Source organism: Nitrospinota bacterium, from assembly GCA_016235255.1.
Taxonomy (GTDB): Bacteria; Nitrospinota_A; UBA7883; order UBA7883; family JACRLM01; genus JACRLM01.
In genome coordinates this window covers 1-16,782 of record JACRLM010000062.1, presented here as the reverse complement: position 1 = coordinate 16,782, position 16,782 = coordinate 1, and the positions used below count along the sequence as shown (strand labels likewise).

Below are 16,782 nucleotides of genomic sequence, written 5' to 3'. Positions count from 1 at the left end.
GCGCTTACCTCCGCGCGCGCATCCTCTTGGCCGGAAGCGGCGTGGGCTCCCGGAAAAAGGAGAATCGCCGCGCACAAATGAAAAACGGACCGGGCCGATCTCACTTTGCCTCCTTTGCGCCGTTCACCGCCGCCATCTGGTTCGCCACGTTTATCACAGCGGCCAGCAAGCCCAATCTAAACCAGAAAAGCCTGGCGGTGTATGAAAAGAAATCGTAGTCTATAAGGCCGTGCACCGTGATTTCGGCGAAGAAACCGCACACCACCGCCATCACCATAAGCCTTATGTTGCGGGGAATAGCCTTGTTCCTCAATGTCCGCGCAACGCTGGTCAGCAGGATCGCCAGGGCGGCCGTCAATATCAGCGCCCCCATAAGCCCTATGTCGAAAAAGAACGAAAGGAGCAGGCTGTGCGTGTAAATGGTGCCCGAATAAAGGATGAATCCGCCGATCCCAAGACCGGAAAGGAGTTTGAAAGGCTGTTCTGTCATCCTGGCCAAGGCTTTCCCCCACCAGTATTTGCGCTGGTCCAGTCCGCTGACCCCCTCGTCGGCCACGCTGACGCCGGTGCTGACTTTTTGTTCCGAAAAAATAGTGGTGCTCGGAAGCCCGATGCCCACGATCATCCTGTCGATCATTCCCGGCTTCGTCAAAAGAACTATGATTCCCAGAATAGCCGCGAAAATGGCGGAAAGCCTGAACAGCCGTCCTCTTAAATCCTCGTTTAGAAGCAGGAGCAGGGAAATCCCGGCGACCAGACCGACCAACGAACCGCGAGAAGCGGTCAATATCATTCCGGACACAAACAGGACGATCAGCCCCAGCTCCCGGAAAGATGGACGCGGCTTGCCATTCATATACATCCTTGCGATCACCATGAATACGCCTGTGACGCAAAGCCCGCCGCTGTTGTTCTCGGACCCGAAGCCGGCCAGCCTGGTGCCGTGCTTTCCGAAGTGAAGCGCAATCCCGCCCATGTCGCCAAGAAAATATTTGGCCTTGTATTCATACCACTGGGCGCCGAACACCCCGGCGCTGGTTATGAATGCGGCGATTATCAGGGCGTTTAGCGCGTAACCCACCGCCTTGGGGGAAGTGATCACTTTCTGGCTCAGCGAAAAGTACAGATAGTTTATGGACAGCGAAACGAGCAGCAGGATTCCCAGGTTGGTGCGTGGAGCCCATATCAGGGAAAGCCCCTCGCACGTGATAAGCATGAGCATTACGGCCGTTATGGCGTTGCGCGGCGCGGCCTGGCGCAGCCCGGACAACGAGTACAGGCCCCAGACGCACGCCGTAAGCGTAAGCGGGAACATATACGGAAAAATGAGGAACAGGTAATGGTGGACGCTGGTATAAAGATAAATCTGCGTCAGGTCGAACGGCAGCATGGCAAGGGAGACGTAATATCCCGCTTCCGGCTTGAGCGCCACCGCCGCCACCAAAGCCATGCCTGGAAGAACCATCAATGCAACGTTGAGCGGGGCAAGGACGCAAAACAGGCCGATCAGGACGCCGCACACGGCCAACGCCGCGTTCACGGGAAAAGCGCCGGCGGCCAGCCGCCTTGGGAAACTGTCCGCGTCTAGCGCCGCCTCATGCAGGGGCGCCATCTTTTTTCCAACCGGAAATTTTATCGCGCAAAAGTGCGGCAAGACCGGCCAGTTGCGCCTTTACGCTGGTATCCGGCGTTTTGTTTATGACTGCTCCGGCTATTCTCGCTCCGGACTTGCGGAAAGAACCGATGGCGTCCCTTATTTTGATATTGCTGTTGGCTCCACTTTCCACCACCAGCGCCACCGCGTCCGCCTCTCTTCCAAGGAACACTGCGTCGGCGGAGGCATCAAGTGACGGCCCGTCCAGTATTACCGCGTCAAATTGTCCGGCCAATCCATTGAGGATTTCCCTCACTTTTCCCGTGGCCAGCAGCGCGCCTTTCCCTTTTTGCTGGCCGCCAGAGGGAATCGCCATCAATCCTTTCGTCTCCGTGGACACAAGGACTTTATCCGCCGTAACACCCCCTTGCAGGCAATCAAGCAAACCGGTCCCGCGCGGGACATTCAAAAAGCTTCCGAAAGCCTCCCCGCGGAAGTTGCCGTCCACAAGCGCCACATTCTTCCCTTCCATGGCCAATGCCATCGCGATGTTCGCCGCGATAAGGCTTTTTCCCTCTTTGCGCGAAGCGCTGGACACGGCCAGACTCCAGATATCGCCGCCATCGGCCTTGAAAGCTATTTGAGACCGGATCAGGCGCAAAGACTCCTGAAAGTCCGGATCAATTCCGGAGGATGCGATTGTCTTGTCCGCTTTCGCGCCCAGCTTTTTCACCGATCCCAGGAACTCCACTCCTTCGATGCCGGCAAAATCCCTCCCTGTCCGTACGGAGTCGTCAAAATATTCCACGAACAGGGCGCCCCATACCGCCAGAATGGTGGACAGGAAAATGGCGATGATCGTGTTGATGGTCATATTCGGGGAACGGTGCCTGGAGTCGTCCTCCTCCGGCACAATGGCCGGCTCCACCACGTAAATGTTCGACAGCGAGGCTTTCTTCGCCACGGCCAATAGATAGATGGCTTTCTGCACGGATTCGAGGGCCGATTGGGCTGTGGTCACCGCCGACGTCAACTGAGTAAATCTCTGTTGTTTGAAGGGGAGAATCGCCATCTCATCCTCGCGCTTTTTGAGCAATCGCGAATAGGCCGAAATCTGCGATTCATAGCCCGCCGCGTCGGAATACGCGGTCACTATTTTCTGGGTAATTTCCCGGTAGCTCGGATCAACGCTTATCAGCGCTCCCGACAGAGACCTTTCCATCTCCGCTTCAATCCTGGCCCTGAGATCCTGTATCTTTTCATCGGTCTCGATGTACACTGGATGCTGGTCCGTATATTTCGTCTTTATCTCGGCGAGTGTGGAATACAGCCCCACCAGGCTCTGTTTGAGGGTCGTCAGAGTGTCGCCCGCCAGAAAGTCCTCGGCGGATTTGTTCTCATTTATTATTTTGGTGAATTGCTTCTCAAGATTTACCAAAGAGGCCTTTGTTCTGGCCAGCATCCCCTTTGTGTCGTCCAGGTTTTTCTTCAAGTCTGCTATGGCCTGGACGGCGGCGCTGGTCTGGGAGTCAACGCTTATCACTCCCTCCTTTTCCTTGAAATCGGTCATATCTTTCAAGGCGCTGGCGTACAACTGGTTTGCTGATCCCAAATTCGCCTCAAGAGTTTTCTGGGCCGCCAGAAAATCGCTTTTCAGCCTTTCTTTCTCCATGTCGATGAAAGCTTCGGCCATCAGGTTGGCTATGTTCGTCGCTTCGATGCGGTCTTCCGAATAAGCCTTGAGCTCGAATACGTTGGAATCCTCGTGCTGTTCCACCGTAATGTTGGGCCTCGGGAATATGTAGCTGGACAAGGATGAGTCTATCAGGTCCTCGGCGGTCATGTCCTTTTTGGCGTTGGCCCAGTCAACGCCAATTGCCCCCAATATGCGGGCCGCGAACGGGATAGTCTTCACAATGCCGGCCCGGATGCGGTTGCGTTTTAACTCCAGTTTCTTTATCACCTGGTCGGCCACCGGCCTTAGTGTGGAAAGCGCAAGGTAGTCCGCCCGTGCGGTGTCGTCCAGCGAATTGCTGGTGGCCGAGCCCGGCACCCCCATTGTGTTCAAGATCGAGAAATAGGCTGGCGACCTCCACAAGAACACCTTCGAGGTCGTTTTATAGCTTGTGATTATGATCAACGATGCGCCGACTATCGTGAAAAAAGTCAGAAATAATATCGCCAGAAACGTATTTTTTCTCCTTATCAGCGCGCCGAACAGCTCCTTTATTTCCAAACCCCTCGCCTCCATTACAATCCGTTGAATACCGTCTTCAGGCCGTCAGCCGTCTAGCGCATCTTCCGTCAACCGGGTTGGCTTTGGCCGCGTGAAAGCTTGCACTGGCCGCAAACTCAAATATTTATAACGGCTATTTAAGGATGGAAAATCTTTCTCCCATAACAATTTGCCTGCACGGCCATAAACCGCTCCTTGGCCGGTTCCGATCCGGGATTTCCCACCAAATTACGCCAAAATCACCGACGCCAAAGCACGGTCAACCTCGGAAAGTTGGCATCACCATGATAATTAAAAATCATTAAAATTCAAGCCTCTTTTCGGTTTTTCGGGTTCTGTGGAGGCGAATCGGGCTTATCCGCGCCAGCTTGAATATTGTTATCTGCGATATGAAGGCGATTCGCCCAGCCTGGTTGTTTGGAAAATGCTTGTGAAAGTAATCCTTAGTATATAAAATCGGAATCGGCTTTGGATGGCTGGAGCTATCCGGAATTCCGCGTGTGTGAGCGTGCATATTACGGACAACTTGATATATCGCTTTGTTAAACCTATTATTATCGCGATGAGAAATTCTATCGTTTTGCTCTGGGTCCTGCTTTGCTTCGGGCTGGTATCATCCTGCGCCTCCGGCCCTGACGGAACACACCCTGCGGCGAATGGCGCGCAAAATCCCGGCAACGCGTCCAATAAACCCGGAATTCCGCCCGAGGGAGACAGTTCCTTCAGGCTGGGGCCCGGCGATGATTTGAACATTCTTGTGTACAGGCACAGCGACCTTTCATTCAGCTCGACGTATGTCAGGATGGACGGCCAGATAGGCATGCCGTTGATCGGCGACGTGAAGGTGGAAGGGCTGACCGTGCCGGAGGCCAGGGAAACGCTGGAAAAACTTTACGCCACCTATATTGTGAACCCCCGGATAGTGGTGGCGGTGAACAAGGCCGGAAGCCAGAAAATATATGTGCTCGGCGAGGTCAACACGCCGGGAATGATAAAAATAGACGACAGGATTTCCCTTCTGCAGGCCATCCTCCGTTCAAACGGCGTGAATCGTGACGCCAACATTTCTGAAGTGCTGGTTGTACGGAAAGGGAAAGCCTACAAGCTAAGCCTAAAGAAAGTTCTTGAAGGTGATTCTTCCCAGGATGTGGCAATGTTAAACGGGGACATTGTGTACGTTCCGCCCACGACCATTTCCGACATCAGCAGAAGCATGGCGTACATAACCACGATTCTCTCGCCGTTCACCCAGGTGGAGGGGGGCATCATTCTCGCCCCCCAGGTTGAGGAAGTCTTAAGGGGATCTTCGAAAAGCAGTTCGACGAGCATTTCAATCCCCGCCAACTGACGGCGGCCCTTATCGGCCGCGGCAGTGCGCTTGACCGCTTTTAGCTGAGCGCCGCGGAATCCTTGCACGCCTGCACGGCGGGGCAGGTGGCGCACATGATTTTTTCCGCTCCTCCCGAAGAATCGGCGATCATCTTGCGGGCGGCGCGGTATTTCTGATTGTTCCACACCGCGGCAAAGCCGTCGGCGCGCACGTTGCCAAAATCGTTGGCGGTATTGCGCACGTCGCGGCAGCAAGGGAGTATCCCCCCGTCGTAATTGATATACGCCGAACGGTATGGCCATGAGCATCCGCCGGGAGCCTTTCGCGCCACTTCCTGGGCCCTGCGGGGGAAAAGGTCGGAGAACCATTCCTCCGGCGCGTCCTCCGGGAAATCGGGCCTGATGAAACGTATCTGGTCCACCCCCATTTCCTTGGCGATGGCGGCCGCACGGGGGGCTTCTTCCTGGTTGAACTTCGTCACGCAATACTGCCAGTCGAGCATGGGGTACTGCTTTCCCTGCGTCTTTCGCTCGGCTATGATCTCCCGCAGATTTTTCATGGCAAGCTCCATGTTCCCCCTGCGCATGAAGTTTGAATAGGTCTCCTGGGTGATTCCGTGGCACGAGAAGATGAGCACCTCCAGCCCGGAGCCGACAACGCGCTTGGCGAAATCCGGCTCGTCCACATTCAGGTTGGACGATACGCCGACGCCGATGTTGCGCTCGCTGGCGTACTTGATCATTTCATACGTTTCGGGAAACAGGAAAGGCTCGCCAAAACCGTACAGGTTGATCTTGAACAGATATTGGCCCACCTCGTCTATCAGGCGCTTAAAATCGTCCGGGGCCATCCGCCCGTATGGACGCTGCCCCGGGGCCGGGGCGGAGCGGTTGTCATAGCAGTAAGCGCAGCTTACGTTGCAGATGTTGGTGGACTCGATTTTAAGGATATACGGGTAAGAGTCCAGAAGGTCCAATTTGCGCTTGAGGTTGATCTCGGTCTTGATGAAATTTAAAAGCTTGCGGCCGGTCATGTGGCGCAAAAAGGCCTGAAAATGCCTCTTGAGCACTTTTAAATGCGTGCTGCGGTCCATGCCCAGCGTGGCCAGATTCACATTCATGATAAGTATGGTCCTCTTTATCGGTTACACACTTGCCGCCGGCTGGCCGGACGCAAGGATCGCTTTGGCCGCCTTTAGCCCTTGTCCCACCGCCGCCGGGGACAGGCAGAAAAAGTACCCCCCCTGCCGCCCCACCGCCAACAGGTTTTTATGGACGCGCACGCTCCGGTACGCCTCCTCCATTTTAGCCTGGTAGTCCAGCCCGTACACCGGCAAGGCGTCCTTGATCATGAAAATCCGGCTCTCCCGCAGGCTCTTACCGGGATGGAGCCCCATTTTTTCAATATTGGCCACAGCCAGTTTTATAAGCTCGTCCGGACTTGATCCTTTAATGTCCTCGCCCAGGTTAAGCTCCAGGCAAAGCCCTTCACGCCCGTCCGGGAGGGCGTGGCCGTATATATTCGAAGGATAGTATATTCTATTGAACACGTATTCCGGATCCGTATGATATGTGTAGATGAAAGGCCTGTGGGCCTGACGCTGCTGGTTATAAGTCAGGCAGATGATCGCCATGTCCACATAGTCAAGTTTAGGCGCGGCGGCCCCCAGCAATGAATTCAGGCTGTTTATGTTGCCGGTCCAGATCACTTCCCGCACAGGCATGGTATTCCCCTGCACGGTGACGCTCTTGACGGTCTGGCCGTCCGTATCCAGGGTGACCGGGCCGCAATTTAAAATGGTCTCGCCCCCGGCCTGCCTGTAGCGCTCCCATAAAAGTTGCGGCAGGCGCTCGAATCCATCCTTTGGGTATATGTACCATGGGGCGAGCTTGCGGGCCATGCGCTCGAAAAACCGGCCTCGTTTCAATACGTTCGCCGGCGGCGGTTCAAGCCGGTTGTCCGCGGTGCGATCCACCCGCAGCCACCAGTGGAAATGCAGATGCGAACCTGGAAGCAGGGTCTTTTTGTAGATCAGATGGCTGAACACATCGTCATAGCAGGCGGTCCCGCTTTTGCCGGTCATGAACGAGGCAAGGCTCTCCGGATGCAGCCCTGCCTGCCTTTGTTTGACAAGGCGGTTCCATAGTATCTGGCGTTTGTATCGCCAGGGATAACGGAGCAGCTCCGGCGCGCTCAAGGGGAAAGACCAGTACCGCCCCTTGGCCTCGATGCCGAAACGGTACGGCCTGCGAAGCATCGGCTCGCCGGCGATAAGTCTGTTCGTGAACGCACCCACCTCCGAATCCGGATCGTTGAAGAACACGTGGGGACCAAGGTCGAAAGGTATTTCGTCGATGGTGTATGTGCGCGACAGGCCGCCGATCCCGTCCTGGGACTCAAGCAGCAGGCAGCGGCGCCCGGCCCTGGCCAGTTCGCTGGCGGCGGTCAGCCCCGACATGCCCGCGCCGACTATAACAGTCGCCGGGGAATCACTTGAAAAGGTCATGCGTTACAACTTCCGGGCAAGCAAACATTGGCCCGGAGTCTGGCCTTGATCGTCGGATACTCCATGCCGATCCTTTAAATCTCCACCATGATTTTCCCGTCCTTGCGGGAAGTGGACGCCTTGATGGCCTCCAGCGATTTATCAAACGGGAACCGGGATGTGATCATCCGGGCCACGTCAAGCTTTCCCGCGGCCATCAATTTTATTATGGAGCCGAATATGCCGTATCCCGAATGCCCCCGGGCGCCTATGAACGCCCCGGCGCCGGTGACAAGCCTGTTGGCGTCCAATGGGACGCTTTGCGCGGCGCGTCCCAGATAGATCAGCTTGCCGTTGCGCGACATCGCCTTCTCCATCACAGGCACAGTGGCGTTTCCCGCCCCGGCCGCCTCCACCATCACCTCGGCTCCGCGTCCGCCGGTGGCCGCCATTATCTCTTGGACAGGATCGCATCCGCCGGAAAGTTTAACTATGTCCGCCCCCAGCCCGGCGGCGATTTCCAGCCGCTCTTGCACAACGTCAAACCCGAGCGTCACCGATGCCCCGGCGATTTTCGCCAGCGCCACCGCCGAAAGACCGATGGGGCCAAGGCCGAACACCGCCACCGCGGCTCCCGGCATGAAACCTCCCCCCGCCACGAACAGTCCGTTGAACGCGCAGCCCACAGGCTCTATGAGCGCCCCCATGTCCAGCGCCTTGTCCAGTCCATGACGTTCTTTTATGCTGTCAATGTTCCATACATGCCATTCCTTGGCTTTGGCGTACCGGGCCATCGCCCCCGGAGCCGTGAGCCCGGCAAGCTCCACATTCTCGCACTGGTTGACGGCCCCGCTGCGGCAAGCCAGGCAACGGCCGCACCAAAGCACGCTCTCCGCCGCCACAAGGGCGCCAGGCTTTACGCTTTTGACGGCGCCTCCCACGGCCTCCACCACCCCGGAATACTCGTGCCCCACGACGCAGGGAAGCCGCACCGGGCCCGAGAAGAGAATGTAACCGGAAGCGTCTGTTTCATATACATGGGTGTCGCTCCCGCACACGCCGCAACGGTGGACGCGGATCAGGACTTCGTCATCTGAAAGGGTTGGAACGGGTGTGTCCACGAACCTGAAGACCGGGTCTTTCCAGACCATGCTCCCAACCCGGCCAAGGGAGCTTTTGGACTCTTCCGGTGACACGGCATATCCGGCCCGGGGGACCCATTTGGCAAAGGCCGTCAACGCCTGAAAGGTCATCCCGCCGCCTCCAGCGGCTTGACAAATGTGCGCACGACCCCTCTTTTGTCTATTTTCCCGCTCCCTATCCTGGGAAGCCGGTCCACAATATCAAGCCGCCGCGGGATCATATACGCCGCCAGCCGCCCGCGCAGAAACTCCGATATTTCCTCCGCGCCGGCCACACTGTCTGCGCGAAGTTCCACAAACGCCGCGGGAACCTGCCCCCGTAGCCGGTCCTCCACAGGCACCACCGCCGCCGCCGACACCGCCGGATGGGCGCACAAGGCGAGCTCTATCTGCGTAGGATAAACTTTCAGCCCGGCGCTTTTTATCATCCCGCTGCGGCGCTCAACGAAGTGGTAATATCCATCGCCGCCACGGCGCACAAGGTCCCCCGTCCGCCACCAGCCGTCCGCCGTCCCGCCGCCGGACTCCAGGTAACCGCCGACGACACCGCCGCCCCGCACCGCAAGCTCTCCCACGCCGCCGTTGTCCACGTCGTCGGAGCCTTCCCCGATCACCGCCACTTCATAGCCCGGGCATGGCCGCCCGATGGAACCGTCCGTCCTGTATGCAGATGGTGTGTTGGCCAGCGCAACTCCTGTCGTCTCCGTGCTTCCCCATACCGACAGGACGGGGATGCCGAACCTTTTCATGAAACCTTTATTGATCCCGGGATCGGTGAGCATTCCGCCGCTCTCCGCCACCCGCAACGAGGCGAATTTCCTTCCCGAAATGCTCTCTTCCATCATTCTGTACATCGGCGAAAGCCCCATCACGCAAGTGACGTTCCGTTTTGAAATCATCCCGGATATGGCCTTGGGGCTTATCTCCTCCAACAGCGCCAGCGACCCCCCCGTCCACAACGCCCGGGCGAAAAGCTCGTGCGGATGGGCGAAGGATGCGAACATGCAAAGATGCACGTCCTCCCGGGTCATTCCAAACGCCTCCACGCATGACGCCGTGTTCCAGTATATGTTCGAATGTGTGGCCAGCGCTCCCTTCGGATTTCCCGTGGAGCCTGTGGTGTAGTTCAGGTAACAGACCTCTGAAGGGTCGCTCACCCCGAGACGCGCGTCATAAACCCCTTCCACCGCCCTTTCCCAAGGGATGGCCCCGGCCATATTCCCTTCTATGACCACCACCAGCGATTTGCCGGTGGCTCCGTCCGGAAGCAGCCCGGAAAGTTTCCCGCTGGTGACTATCACTTTCGGCGAGGCCCGTTCCAGAAACTCAGCCACCCCCGCCTCTCCCAACAGGTAGTTCACGGGAGCTGGCAAAGCCCCTGTGCGGCAGGCGCCCACAAACGCGGCCACAAGCTCCGGAACGCGCGGTAACATTATGGCCACCACGTCGCCGCCGCCCACGCCGTGACATGAAAGGAACGATGAAAATCCCAGCGAAAGCCCTTCCACATCAGAATATGTGTAGCTGCCCCCGTGGTGATAGATGAAGTCCTTGTCCGGATGGACTGCGGCCCAGTGGCCCAACATCTCGTGGACGGGAACCTGCGGCCCCATCATCAGTGCGCCCCTCTCTTGTTGATCACGGCCTGCGCCGTCATGAACAGAATTTTTATGTCCATCGCCAGCGACCAGTTGGCGACATATTCCATATCGTATTTCACCCAGTCTTCAAAACGGCCGGTCCCGCGCCCTTTCACCTGCCAAAGCCCGGTGAGCCCCGGACGCACCGAAAGCCTGACGTTGCGCCACTGTTCGTGCCCCGCCATTTCCTTCCATGCAAGGGGCCTTGGCCCCACAAGGCTCATGTCCCCTTTTAACACATTGATAAGCTGGGGGATCTCGTCCAGGCTCAAACGCCGCAGCACTTTGCCGATGGGGGTGACCCGTGGATCATCTTTTTTCTTGAACATGGGACCGTCCGTGTCGCTGGCCAGTGTTTTCTGGAACCACCCCGGGCGCCTTTCCATGGTACGGAACTTGTACATCCGGAACCTGCGGCCGTTCCGCCCGGAGCGTTTCTGCAGGAAAAACACCGGCCCGTCGCTTCCCATGCGGATAAGGCCCGCCACAACGATGAAAATGGGAAGACAGATCAGCAAAATTACCGGTGCGAACAAAAGATCAAACACCCTTTTGGCCGCGTCCATTGCCGCAAGGCCTGAATCCTCGGAAAACGCAACGCGGCCATTTGTAAGCGAACTCATTTACCACCGACTCCAGGAAAACGCCACCAACACCGAAATATTCCCCTCGATTACATTATTCTACATTTTCCGGCGCCAGTAAGCCAAGGGATAATTGTTGCATTGTCAGCATATTGCGGTTTACGTCAACAAGAGAGGACAATTGTCTATCCGGCCATGTTTTTTTCTCATATCAGCCTTATTCCCCCTTGCCTGGGGCAATAATTAAGGGTTATCTTTCCTTACAAAGGCCGGATCGCCCTGTGACGATCCTGTTTCAAACTCAACGACGGAAGGTGATGATGCCCAATAACCTTGTTTACATAATCATGGACAGTTGCCGCTACGATTCCTACTCGGCGGCGGCGACCCCGAATATGGACCTTATCGGCAAAGGGGAGCGGCGCTACAGCTTCGCTTCCTGGACATCCCCGTCGCACTATGTCCTTTTGATGGGTATGAGCCCGCATACATCCCCGTCCGGGGTCTTCGCCTCCGAGGTCTATAAGGAAGACTTCGTCAAATGGCGCCACAGGCTCGGGGTGGAGGACCTGGACTTCAAGTCGTTCGTCCCGGAGCTTTCATTGCCGTGCAAGCTCAAAAAGCTCGGTTACAAAACCGTCGGCAAAGTCTCGCTTCCGGTGCTCAACAAGTTCACGACGATTTCGGCCCATTTCGACGAATACAAGCTTATGGACAACCATAACGACTTCGCCGGGATGGTGAACGAAATGACCTTTGATCCGGCCCGTCCGTCGTTTTACTTCCTCAACCTGGGGGAGACCCATTATCCGTACATGCTCACAAAGGAGCAGATTCCGGTGCTCCACGGCGTCCATGGGGTGTTCAAGCATATGGACGATTCCGGGGATGAAAAAGTGGAGTTCTTCGACAGCGAAAAAATGGCGTTCCTGAAAAACAGGCAGGTTCAGTGCGTGGAGTATATAGACGGGATTCTGGGCGCGCTTTACAAAAAATGCCCGCCGGACACTCATTTCATCATCACCGCAGACCATGGAGAGCTTTTCGGTGAAGGAGGCTATTTCGGCCACGGCCCGATTTTCCATGAAAAGGTGTTCGAAGTCCCCTTCCTTGAAGGCCGCCTGCCCGGCGCCCCGTCGTAATGCTTCAGGTCAAAAGCGTCTGCCGATCCTGCCACGGTGGATGCGGCGTGATCGTCCATGTGAAGGACGGGGCCGTTGAAAAAATAAAGGGGGACCCTTCATCCCCCATAAGCCGGGGCTGGCTTTGCGTCAAGGGGGTGCACTCGGCGGAAATGGCCAACCATCCCGCCCGCCTCAAAACACCGCTTAAAAGGTCCGGAGCCAGGGGGGAGGGGAAATGGAAACAGGTCTCGTGGGAAACCGCGCTGGACGAAATCGCCGACAGGCTTGGCCGGATCAAAGGCCAATGGGGGGCCGAATCACTGGCCATCGGGCAGGGGACCGGCCGCCACCACTACATGCACACCGTCAGGTTCGCCAACGCGCTGGGGACTCCCAACTGGTATGAACCGGGGCTGGCCCAATGCTTCATACCCCGGATAACCGTGAGCAACATGACCTACGGCGGCTTTGTGACGCCGGACTATTACGGCGCCACGAAACCTGCGATGATAATTTTCTGGGCGCACAATCCCCTTGTCACAAGCGCCGACGGCGAGTTGGCCCCGGCCGTGCAACGGGGCATGGGGGATGGATGCGTCACGGTGGCGATAGATCCTCAGCGCTCCGAAACGGGCAAAAAATGCGGAACGTGGCTTGCCGTGCGCCCCGGCACGGACGCGGCGCTGGCGCTGGCGATGATCCATGTGATCATCCGGGACAAATTGCACGACGCGCAATTCGTCTCCAAATGGTGCTCGGGATTCGACGAGCTTTGCGGCCGCGTGGCGGACATGACCCCCGAATGGGCGGAAAAGATCACCGGGGTCTCCGCCGAAGATATCGCAAAAGTGGCCACAGCCTACGCAACCATAAAGCCGGGGGTGATCGAATGGGGGCTGGGCATCGAGCAGAACGCCAACTCGCTCCAGACCGTGCGCGCAATCGCTATACTGCGCGCCATCACTGGAAACCTGGATGTGCCCGGCGGCGACTTGCTGGGGATGAACATACTCAATCCATATCCCACCCTTAAAGATAAACTGCCAAAGCAGACAGCGCAGAAGCGTATCGGCGGGGAGACCTTTAAACTGCTTGGCGGATGGCGGGCATACATGCCTTCCGCCCATATCCCCGGCCTGTTTAACGCCATGCGGACGGGGAACCCCTATCCGGTGAAGTCGCTGATGTTGTTCGGCAACAATCCGATGGCCACCGTGGCCAACACCCGTGGCGTTTATGACGCGTTGATGAAGCTTGAGCTTCTTGTGACAACGGACCTTTTCATGACCCCGTCGGCGGCGCTTTCGGACTATGTGCTTCCGGCGGCGTTCTGGACAGAGATCGAACATTTGAACGGCATGCCGCTGGTGGCGGAAACCTTTGCGTACGCCCATCCTAAGATCACGCAGACAGGCGAGGCGATGCAGGACGAATGGATAATGGATGAGCTTATGAAGCGGCTCGATCTGCCGGGATGCGGCATGACATACCGCCAGATATTCGACCATCAACTGGCGCCAACCGGCATGACTTTCAACGAACTTGTGAAAAACGGGCCGTATCTGGCGCCCGCGATAAAATACCGCAAATACGAGGAGAAGGGTTTTCGGACCCCCTCGCGAAAAGTGGAGCTTTCCTGCCCGGCTTTAAAGCGCATGGGTTACGATCATCTTCCATTTTATGAAGAGCCTCCAGAAAGCCCGGAAGCCTCCCCGGACGTGGCGGCGAGTTATCCGCTGATCCTTGTCACCGGCGCCAGGACGCGGGAGTTTTTCCATAGTGACGGCAGGCAGGTGGAAAGCCTGCGAAAGCAACATCCCGATCCCCTTGCGCGGATGAGCCCGCAGGCGGCGGCGGCGAGGGGTATAACCGATGGAGACTGGGTGATTATCGCCTCGCCGCGCGGTGAGATCAGGATGAAAGCGGCCGTCACGGATGATATACGGCCCGATGTTGTGAACGTGGAGCATGGATGGTGGTTCCCGGAACTGGCGGACGATCCGCTGGGGGGAATCTTTGAATCCAACGCCAATATCCTTACCACGGACCAGCCCCCGTATGACCCGGCCTTTGGAGCGTGCCGCCTGCGGGGATTGCTGTGCGAGGTGAGGAAAGAGTGACGCTTAAGATGTGCGTTACAAGGAAAGATCGCCTGTGTGGATTTCCTTAAGATTCCTGAAGCTTGATTTGCGCGACCTGTTCGCATAGCAATAGGCGCATCCCATCACACAAGTGTCATACGCCCCGATGTCCTTTGACACGGCGCAATTGCAGCCTTTTCGCGTGGGATGGAGCTTCAAATCGGTAAAGTCCTTTCCCGTGACGGCTCTCAATCGTTTGCGGTCTATGCAGGACGTTTGCGGCAGATCAAAATCCGGCTCGCAACAAGTCTCAAGCCGCATTCCATGACTTTTCGCTGTCCCGGCAAATGACAAAGCAAGGCTTTTGAGTTCATCCAGAGATGGATCAAGCAATTGCGCTCCGCCCGCATCAAGCGCCGGGAGCAGGTTCCTGTCCAGTTTCCGGTACCAGTCGATGAACGATATCACGCAAGTGTCCGCCGCCCCCTCCAGCGCTTTTGAAATGGCGGCGTAATTGCGCTCATGCCACTTGAATGTGGCGCCGGACGTAAGCATCACTGGATCGTATCTCCACACCACCGTGTCCGGGCCGAACATCCGGCAAAGCGCATGGGCGGTGCGGGCCGCCTTGGCAAGCGAAGGAGCCGCCGGATCGATAAACCTCGGATAACAGTTTATGGTGAACTGGCAATAGAAACGGTGGCCCATGGCGCGCAGCCGTTCAAGATTGCGGAGCATCGGCGCATAGTTGCGCGACCAGAACACGAAAGCGTCCACGTCGCCCAGTCCAAGAAGGACTTTCTCCACCTTGCCGTTGAACGGGTTTGCCACATGGCAAAAGCCCCTGCCGATTTTGTCCATGAACCATGCGCCGTGGAACGCGGGAATGTCTGTCCGGCGCGAGGCGGAGATGATGGCCATTTACGGATCCGCCTTTATGTTCAGACGCTGAAAAGGAAAAGCTATTCCTGTCCAGCCTCCAGGATATCAAGATACTTGTCCGCTTCGGTCAGGTTCGGATCGAGCTCCTTGGCCTTTCTGAAATACTCCAGGCTAAGGTCCTCCTGGCTTGTCTTGAAATAGGCCACGCCAAGGTTGAAGATTATCGCCGCGTCGCTGGGATCCAGGCTTGCGGCCATTTTATATTCGTCCACCGCGGCGAACCGCTCGCCAAGGATCCGGTATATCACACCGCACAGGTTGTAAGCGTATTTGTCCGATGGATTGATCCGCTTGGCTTTAGCAAGATAGGCCAGCGCGTCCTTGTACAGCTTGTGCCGGTAAAGGGCCGTGGCTGCCTCCTCGTAGATTTCAAATTTGCCTTCACCCATCGAATCCGCTTTTTTGAACGCGAACACCCCTTTTTCAGGCTCATGGCGCATCAGGTAGGTCTTTCCCATTTCCACCCAGCCCTCCGCGTCCCTCGGTTCTACGGACTGTATCCGCTCGAACACCTTGTATGCCTCCGCGGGCCGGTTGGTCTTCTGGTACGCCACCACAAGGTTGTAATAGGCGGAAATAAGCCCCGGATCCAGCCTGGTGGCCCTGTCCAGGTCCTCGATCCCGTCGTTTATCATCTCCCCGTCGCTTGCCGCTTCGCCCTTCTCGAACTTGGCCTGGCCAAGGAAGTTGCGTCCACGGGCCTCTTTTTCGCTGTCCAAGCGGGAGGCAAAATGTTGCGCGGCCTGCGAAAGCAGCGGGATGGACTTTTCAGGCTTGCCGTCCTTGAGGTACGCTTCGCCGAGCTTAAGCTTCAGTTCAGCGGAGTTCGGTTTTTGCGCCAACGCAAGCTCCAGTTCCTTTATGGACTGGGGAATCTTGCCAAGCGCCTTTAGCGCCTGCGAAAGCAACTGGTGCGCTTCCGCCGAGCCGAAGTCCACGGAAATCACTTTCCGGGCCATCTTCTCCGCCTCGGTGTACATGCGGAATTTGTACAGCGTCTTGCCAAGGTCGAGCACCGGCAGGTGGCTCCATGGCGCAAGTTCCGCCAGTTTCAAAATCCCGCCCGCGAAAAATTCCGCCTTTTTCTTTTGGGTGATGCTGGTTTCAGGTGTTTCGATGGCCAGGTCCACCTTGTACAGATAGCCGTCCACCTCTTTGCGTATGTCCGCCAGCTTGCGGGTCATCACCTCCATAAGCTTGTTCTGGACGGTGGAGGGGGAGAATGGTTTTGGCACTATCTCGTCCGCTTCCGTCTGCGCCGCCAAGGACGCCTGTCGGCGGTCCCGCGGGTCGGAAAAAGCGATTATGATGATGTCATGCGTTTTATCGTTGCGCCGGAGCTTCTTGTCCAGGCTAAGGCCCGGGTTCTGGGTGGCCGCCATATCGAAGAAAACAACGCCCGTATTCTTTCCGGGAAGGCCCATGTTGGCGAGGATCAGGTCATACGTCTTTTGCGCGCTGTCCGTTTCCACGAGATCCGTGAAGCGAAAGTGTCCTAAACTTAGTTGAAACGAAGGTATGACCTCACCTGCTACCATGTTTTTGAACGAAAACAACGGAAAGCAAGGAGGTCACATGAAAAGAGTAAACGGTAACGGGAAAACTGGCAAGGGAAGAATGGATT

Annotated in this window: 12 protein-coding genes; 3 read left to right on the top strand and 9 right to left on the bottom strand. The window is 56.9% G+C overall.

Annotation, left to right across the window (positions count from 1 at the left end; genetic code table 11):
• Positions 1-100: 100 nt before the first annotated feature.
• Together HZB29_07680 and HZB29_07675 are read right to left on the bottom strand one after the other, a co-directional pair.
• The gene (locus HZB29_07680) at positions 101-1,612 is read right to left on the bottom strand and encodes a hypothetical protein (protein ID MBI5815476.1); all 1,512 of its coding nucleotides are present in this window, start codon (positions 1,610-1,612) and stop codon (positions 101-103) included.
• Positions 1,596-3,830 carry a hypothetical protein gene (locus HZB29_07675; protein ID MBI5815475.1) on the bottom strand — a complete coding sequence of 745 codons (2,235 nt, stop codon included), beginning with the start codon at positions 3,828-3,830 and terminating at the stop codon, positions 1,596-1,598. The genes HZB29_07680 and HZB29_07675 overlap by 17 nt, the downstream gene beginning before the upstream one ends.
• A gap of 745 nt (positions 3,831-4,575) precedes the next feature.
• Between HZB29_07675 and HZB29_07670 the strand changes: the two genes are divergently transcribed.
• On the top strand, positions 4,576-5,178 hold the full coding sequence (locus HZB29_07670; protein MBI5815474.1) for a polysaccharide export protein: 603 nt from the start codon (positions 4,576-4,578) through the stop codon (positions 5,176-5,178).
• 40 nt (positions 5,179-5,218) lie between these two features.
• On the opposite strand, the gene HZB29_07665 is transcribed toward HZB29_07670, so the two are convergent.
• From HZB29_07665 to HZB29_07645, 5 genes are all read right to left on the bottom strand, one after another.
• A complete protein-coding gene (locus HZB29_07665) occupies positions 5,219-6,289 on the bottom strand; it encodes an SPASM domain-containing protein (GenBank protein MBI5815473.1) in 1,071 nt (356 codons plus the stop codon).
• Positions 6,290-6,304: 15 nt separating this feature from the next.
• Positions 6,305-7,666, bottom strand: a complete 1,362-nt coding sequence (locus HZB29_07660; GenBank protein MBI5815472.1) for an FAD-dependent oxidoreductase — start codon at positions 7,664-7,666, stop codon at positions 6,305-6,307.
• Between the two features lie 74 nt (positions 7,667-7,740).
• On the bottom strand, positions 7,741-8,898 hold the full coding sequence (locus tag HZB29_07655; protein MBI5815471.1) for an alcohol dehydrogenase catalytic domain-containing protein: 1,158 nt from the start codon (positions 8,896-8,898) through the stop codon (positions 7,741-7,743).
• A complete protein-coding gene (locus tag HZB29_07650) occupies positions 8,895-10,403 on the bottom strand; it encodes an acyl--CoA ligase (GenBank protein MBI5815470.1) in 1,509 nt (502 codons plus the stop codon). Before HZB29_07650 ends, HZB29_07655 begins: the two co-directional genes overlap by 4 nt.
• Positions 10,403-11,050 carry a sugar transferase gene (locus HZB29_07645; protein MBI5815469.1) on the bottom strand — a complete coding sequence of 216 codons (648 nt, stop codon included), beginning with the start codon at positions 11,048-11,050 and terminating at the stop codon, positions 10,403-10,405. Before HZB29_07645 ends, HZB29_07650 begins: the two co-directional genes overlap by 1 nt.
• Before the next feature lie 281 nt (positions 11,051-11,331).
• On the opposite strand from HZB29_07645, the gene HZB29_07640 reads away from it, so the two are divergent.
• Positions 11,332-12,153, top strand: a complete 822-nt coding sequence (locus HZB29_07640) for a sulfatase-like hydrolase/transferase (GenBank protein ID MBI5815468.1) — start codon at positions 11,332-11,334, stop codon at positions 12,151-12,153.
• Positions 12,153-14,255: a molybdopterin-dependent oxidoreductase gene (locus HZB29_07635; GenBank protein ID MBI5815467.1), complete on the top strand. Its 2,103-nt coding sequence runs from the start codon at positions 12,153-12,155 to the stop codon at positions 14,253-14,255. Before HZB29_07640 ends, HZB29_07635 begins: the two co-directional genes overlap by 1 nt.
• 15 nt (positions 14,256-14,270) lie before the next feature.
• Here HZB29_07635 and HZB29_07630 read toward each other — a convergent pair whose 3' ends face one another.
• Positions 14,271-15,137, bottom strand: coding sequence for a DUF1848 domain-containing protein (locus tag HZB29_07630; protein ID MBI5815466.1), 867 nt, complete (start codon positions 15,135-15,137; stop codon positions 14,271-14,273).
• A gap of 41 nt (positions 15,138-15,178) precedes the next feature.
• Positions 15,179-16,630, bottom strand: coding sequence for a tetratricopeptide repeat protein (locus HZB29_07625; GenBank protein MBI5815465.1), 1,452 nt, complete (start codon positions 16,628-16,630; stop codon positions 15,179-15,181).
• Between the last annotated feature and the right edge of the window lie 152 nt (positions 16,631-16,782).

What these genes read in the sequence shown, in the direction of transcription:
- HZB29_07680 (MBI5815476.1), bottom strand. Translation starts at nt 1,612, where the DNA reads ATGGCGCCCCTGCATGAGGCGGCGCTAGACGCGGACAGTTTCCCAAGG.
- HZB29_07660 (MBI5815472.1), bottom strand. Translation starts at nt 7,666, where the DNA reads ATGACCTTTTCAAGTGATTCCCCGGCGACTGTTATAGTCGGCGCGGGC.
- HZB29_07655 (MBI5815471.1), bottom strand. Translation starts at nt 8,898, where the DNA reads ATGACCTTTCAGGCGTTGACGGCCTTTGCCAAATGGGTCCCCCGGGCC.
- HZB29_07650 (MBI5815470.1), bottom strand. Translation starts at nt 10,403, where the DNA reads ATGATGGGGCCGCAGGTTCCCGTCCACGAGATGTTGGGCCACTGGGCC.
- HZB29_07645 (MBI5815469.1), bottom strand. Translation starts at nt 11,050, where the DNA reads ATGAGTTCGCTTACAAATGGCCGCGTTGCGTTTTCCGAGGATTCAGGC.
- HZB29_07640 (MBI5815468.1), top strand. Translation starts at nt 11,332, where the DNA reads ATGCCCAATAACCTTGTTTACATAATCATGGACAGTTGCCGCTACGAT.
- HZB29_07635 (MBI5815467.1), top strand. Translation starts at nt 12,153, where the DNA reads ATGCTTCAGGTCAAAAGCGTCTGCCGATCCTGCCACGGTGGATGCGGC.
- HZB29_07630 (MBI5815466.1), bottom strand. Translation starts at nt 15,137, where the DNA reads ATGGCCATCATCTCCGCCTCGCGCCGGACAGACATTCCCGCGTTCCAC.